Source organism: Bradyrhizobium sp. 153, from assembly GCF_023073835.1.
Taxonomy (GTDB): Bacteria; Pseudomonadota; Alphaproteobacteria; order Rhizobiales; family Xanthobacteraceae; genus Bradyrhizobium.
Map to the genome: position 1 here is coordinate 1 of NZ_JADPKH010000145.1, position 4,794 is coordinate 4,794.

A 4,794-nucleotide genomic window follows, 5' to 3' on the forward strand; every position below is an offset into this window, starting at 1 on the left:
CCGCCTCCAGGAAATACCGTGATCTGGCGCGGACTATCGCGGCTGACTGACATCGAACTGGGAGCCGCGATCGAGGCAAAGATTATGGGTAATTGAAAGCACGGCTAAGCGCTTACGCTGTCCGCCGTTGTTGCCGCTTTGAAGGGGTAGACGCTCCGTGACGGCATCGATGCGCAAAGTGAAGGCTATTGAAGCGTCACATAAATGAGGAGGCGTTTGTGAACGAAGCTCGCACGATTGGGCTAGACTTCACAGAATGTAGTTTCAGGCACATGGCGCAGACGCGAGCGAGGTCGGCAAGGGGATCGTATTATGTTTTGACTCCCCTATGTTTGTTTTCAGCCGTGTCGTCTTGAAGACGTTCATGTCCGGCCCCTGACATCAGGGCGTAAAATGTTTCCGCGCGCGCTCGCAACGCACATGGTGTTGTTGTCTTGCAGCAAGACTAGCATAACGGTTTTCGGCATGTTGATTGCAGCGACGGTGAAGGACGCATTTCAAGAACAGCGGTCTCTCGCCGTCACGACTCAAGAGTTCAGATGAAAGCTATCTATTCTATCGAGCAACTCCGTCATTCTTCGAACGTTGGCGGCGCTACGCAGCACAATGGATGGCATCGCGCGACCGGCCATATTGCCGACACGGTGGAAATCTCGAAATCATCCAGGATCTCAAGGCCAGCGCGGCATGTAATCGCAGATCAGGTGGCGACAAGCGGCCGTTCCGACGGCCAGGGGCATCATGTGGATTGCCGAAATGCAGAAGCGCCCGCAGATCAACTTGTTCGCGCAAGAGCGAAGCAAAGCGCCCGGCTAGGATATTTGATGAGCTCAACGCAAGCAATTCGTAAACGCCACGCCTGTATCGGGCAACCAGGCGCCCTGTGGATCTGGAAACGCGGAGCGTTCGCGGCGAGGCGAGACGACATGATTCGCAAGGCTGGAAGATCGCCGTTGCAAACCGCCGCGGATCGGAAGTCCTACGGGCTGTTCCGGCCGTGCACAAATGGCCCGTTGGCTCGATACCGGCACTGAGGCTGTCGTCGGAGTGCTCAGGCTGTTTCATTTCTATAGGAGAGATGGCCACCTTCTACACGTTGCCCTGCGAAGTCATCGCGCGTCCGGCCCCTTAATCAAACGAATCCAGATATCAAGGACGTGCCATGGCATTTAAAATTGCGTCCTATCTCGATCGGATCGGCCTTGCTCAAGTCCCGACAACGCTTGATGGCCTTCTTGCGCTACAGCAGGCTCAAATGCGTGCGATCCCCTATGAGAACTTTGATGTTTTGCTAGGCGATAACCCGATCTGACTGAAAAGTCGATCTGGGCCAAACTGATCGATGCCCGGCGAGGCGGCTATTGCTTCGAATTGAACAAGTTGTTTGGCTTGGCGCTCGAAGCACTCGATTTCACGGTCCGGCCCTTCTTTGCAGGGTGCGCATTGGGGGCTCCGTCGGCCTGCGCGATCTGCGCCCATCGCGCGATGAGCTCCGCCGCTCGATCCCCGCGATGTTGCGCGGCACCATCATCGGGAGCCTTTGCTCGCTCATTCCCGGAACGGGACCAACGATCGCGTCCTTTATCTCCTACGCGGCTGAGAAAAAGGTTTCGAAAACGCCAGAGAAGTTCGGCACCGGCATGATTGAAGGCGTCGCCTGCCCGGAGGCATCGAACGCATTCGTCCGTGCAGGGTGACTTCATCCCGACTATGAGCCTTGGCATTCCCGGGGACGCAGTCATGGCTCTGATTCTGGGTGCGCTGATGATCCAGGGCATCGTGCCCGGTCCCCAACTGATCAAAGAGCACCCCACATCTTCTGGGGCCTGATCGCGAGCTTCTGGATCGGCAACACCATGCTGGTCCTGCTGAATGTCCCGCTGATCGGGCTCTGGGTGAAGCTCCTGATGATTCCCTACAAATATCTCTATCCAAGTGCGGTGTTCTTCGCGATCGGCGTTTAATCGACCGACAAAGACATGTTCCAGTCGGCAAGACCGTCGTCGTCGGGTTGACCGGCTATCTGCTGCTGTTGCTCGATTTCCACCCGGCCTCCATCCTGCTCGGCTACGTCCTGGGGCCACGCCTCGAAGAGAACTTCCGCCGTTCGCTGCTGGTCTCGCGCGGTGACGCCATGATTTTCGTCGAGCGGCCGATCAGCGCATTCTTTCTGTTCCTTTGCTTGACGCTTTTGGCGGCACAGGTCTACGTGCGCTTGCGCAAGCCGAAGGCCAGTTGCGGCGCTCGACGTCGCGGAGGAACGGCGTCGCGACCGCCCGACCCGCGGAGTGAGCTTTTAGTCGTTCAAGGGCCGGTCGCTTCGCGGCCCAGTAAAGACGAGAGACGGTCCAGGCAACAAGAGCTCCAAGCCAAGAAGTATTTCGACGAACGCGCCACCCGCGAGATGGCGCAGAATCGGCACGCCAGCAAACGCACGGTGCAGGGTAGCCTCGCCCACCCTGGGCGGATACTGGCCATGCGTGCGCGTTCGGCTGGCTTTCTGGCGGAGCGACGATCTGCGGGCTTGTCGGTGACGCCGCCGTACGATCTAGTCGGGTGTCACGCCATGGGGCTCGCTGGGATCGAATTGTCGGATTGCCCCGTAGACGAGGCCGCAGTGCTCTTTCCTCCGGGCGACGGCTTCAAACGTGCCATGGCCGGTGTCGACGTCGCCCGAACGCTCGTCGCAGCCCTGTGCTGTGGAATGATGGAGGCCTTGCTCGATCGCGCGCTGGCGGCCACGAACGACCGACGACATGGGTCACCGCCTTTGGTTCGAAAACCATCGATTTTCAGGGCTGCAATGGCTGCTGGCGGACGTCGCGACGGATCTTCACGCCGCGCGACTGTTGTTCTCTGCTGTGGCATCCAAGCTCGATCGCGGTGAACGCGCTAGCGTTGACGCCGCCCACGCAAAAAGTTCGCCACGAGAGCCGCAATGAACGGCATCATACAGTGTATGCAATCGATTGGCGCGAGAGCACTTTTGACCCAGATGCCGATAGCGCGTCATGTGACCGCGGCAAAGACGGCCCAATATCTGGACGGAACGATCGAAATTCAGTATGTCGTGATCTCTCGCTCACTGAAGAGTCGAGTGAGGGACCAGCAGGGAGCGGACGATGTCAGAAATAGAGAACGAGAGGTTCACGAATGATCCGCGCTCGCTTTTTCGCTCCAATCTCGATGAACTTGAACAACGGATAAAGACGGCTTGCGTGCGGGCAGGCCGTCGCCGCTCGGAAGTTCGTCTGTTGCCCGTTAGCAAGACGGTGCCAACCGCCCTCATCCGTATCGCGTCCGAACTCGGCCTCTCTAACTTCGGGGAAAACAAAGTTCAGGAAGCCGAGGGCAAGGCTCGAGATCTCGCAGATCTGTCGCTGAACTGGAGTATCATCGGCCACCTCCAGACAAACAAAGTGAATTCGATGATCAAATTCGCCAGCGAGTTTCACGCGCTGGACAGCATACGATTGGCCGATGCGCTCCAGGCCCGGCTCGGCGCCGAAGGTAGACGTCTCGACGTATTCGTCCAGGTCAACACCTCCGGTGAGGTGAGCAAATACGGTCTCTCGCCAATCGAAGTGGGCGACTTTGTGCGTCGGCTTCCCGACTATCCGGCCCTGATTGCTCGCGGCTTTATGACTCTCGCAATCTTCAGTCGTGACGCCGACAAGGTTCGCGGGTGTTTCAAGTTGCTGCGGCAGTTGCGAGACGCGCTACGCGACAGGATATCGCCGCGACTTAACCTGCTCTCTATGGGTATGACAAGCGACTTCGAGATGGCAATCGAAGAGGGGGCTGACGTCATTAGAGTTGGCCAGGCCATTTTTGGGCCGCGACCGACGAAAGACCGACACTACTGGCCCGGGCTCCTTAGAGGGAACGAAGGATCGTCTTAATGCATAGTGCTTCGCACGGCGCTAAAACGCGAGCGCGGCCTCCCTTGAAGCGGTCCGCCGCTCCATGAGCAGAATCCGAGCCACAATGGGTGCGGCGACTATCAATCCGGAGATGGCAGCCCGGTAAGGGGAAGCCCGCTTGCGGGGCTTCAGCGCAGCCGTAAGCTGGGTCCCACAGGGGCGACGCCAATTCTCGCTCTTTGAGCGGCTGGAAAATAGCCCGGAAATCTCCTGAAATTCGGTGAACGCGCCGCATTCGTTTGCTCGCTGGCATGAAATTTTGAATCGTTCGTCCTGATCGATTCAGTAGTTTATTTGGACGGCCGTTTCGGTGGCATGCGATTCTGGCACATGTCCGAACTCACGGTGCAATACTTCGTGCTTGAAGCTTGCGATCCGGCCCGGAACATGGCCCGTTTCTATGTGCTCACGATCGAGCCACCCCTGTTTGGCGGCACTGCATTGCTGCGGGAATGGGGTCGTCTCGGCCAGCGGCCGCCGGCGCCTCGATGTGTTCGTTGGGCCCGGGTGCAGGGCCGCCGAGGCGCTCGAGGCTTGGCTCGTGCGTAAAGCCCGTCGTGGCGACTTCCGGCGAAGCCCCACAGCTGCAGTGAGCGGTTCCGTCCACCGCAACACCAAAGTCGCCAGCAAAGCTGCAGCTTATGCGAATCAAGTCATACGCGGACGCTCGAGCCTGCGTTTCAAGCTACTGATGGACAATTTGCTTCTCAGAAGGATTTTGAGCGGTAACACCGTCGTTTGCGTGCAGCCGACCTTCACGTCGATGCCGGCGTGTGTTTCGGCATGGAATAAGGACCCCGTTTTCGGGGTGATCGGCATCCAATCGGGACCCCGGGATAAGGGTCCACAGTGGCTTCCATCGAGTCATGGA

Annotated in this window: 5 protein-coding genes and 2 pseudogenes; all 7 read left to right on the forward strand. The window is 58.4% G+C overall.

The features are described 5' to 3' along the window. Window positions 1-1,162: 1,162 nt before the first annotated feature. Window positions 1,163-1,312, forward strand: coding sequence for a hypothetical protein (locus tag IVA91_RS32300; RefSeq protein ID WP_247460303.1), 150 nt, complete (start codon window positions 1,163-1,165; stop codon window positions 1,310-1,312). Between the two features lie 26 nt (window positions 1,313-1,338). Then, window positions 1,339-1,401: pseudogene (locus IVA91_RS32305) on the forward strand (arylamine N-acetyltransferase); the annotation flags it as partial. Between the two features lie 110 nt (window positions 1,402-1,511). Then, window positions 1,512-1,697 carry a tripartite tricarboxylate transporter permease gene (locus IVA91_RS36705; RefSeq protein ID WP_253075111.1) on the forward strand — a complete coding sequence of 62 codons (186 nt, stop codon included), beginning with the start codon at window positions 1,512-1,514 and terminating at the stop codon, window positions 1,695-1,697. A gap of 13 nt (window positions 1,698-1,710) precedes the next feature. Then, a pseudogene (locus IVA91_RS36710) lies at window positions 1,711-1,964 on the forward strand (tripartite tricarboxylate transporter permease). 47 nt (window positions 1,965-2,011) lie between these two features. After that, window positions 2,012-2,887, forward strand: coding sequence for an acyl-CoA dehydrogenase family protein (locus tag IVA91_RS32315; protein WP_247460305.1), 876 nt, complete (start codon window positions 2,012-2,014; stop codon window positions 2,885-2,887). Window positions 2,888-3,122: 235 nt separating this feature from the next. After that, window positions 3,123-3,902 carry a YggS family pyridoxal phosphate-dependent enzyme gene (locus IVA91_RS32320; RefSeq protein ID WP_247460306.1) on the forward strand — a complete coding sequence of 260 codons (780 nt, stop codon included), beginning with the start codon at window positions 3,123-3,125 and terminating at the stop codon, window positions 3,900-3,902. A 408-nt stretch (window positions 3,903-4,310) separates the two neighbouring features. Beyond that, complete coding sequence (locus tag IVA91_RS32325) at window positions 4,311-4,472, forward strand: WGR domain-containing protein (RefSeq protein ID WP_247460308.1); 162 nt, start codon at window positions 4,311-4,313, stop codon at window positions 4,470-4,472. Window positions 4,473-4,794 lie beyond the last annotated feature (322 nt).

Excerpts from the sequence above, each read along its gene's own strand:
- IVA91_RS32300 (WP_247460303.1), top strand. The coding sequence starts at position 1,163 with ATGGCATTTAAAATTGCGTCCTATCTCGATCGGATCGGCCTTGCTCAA.
- IVA91_RS36705 (WP_253075111.1), top strand. The coding sequence starts at position 1,512 with ATGTTGCGCGGCACCATCATCGGGAGCCTTTGCTCGCTCATTCCCGGA.
- IVA91_RS32320 (WP_247460306.1), top strand. The coding sequence starts at position 3,123 with ATGTCAGAAATAGAGAACGAGAGGTTCACGAATGATCCGCGCTCGCTT.
- IVA91_RS32325 (WP_247460308.1), top strand. The coding sequence starts at position 4,311 with ATGGCCCGTTTCTATGTGCTCACGATCGAGCCACCCCTGTTTGGCGGC.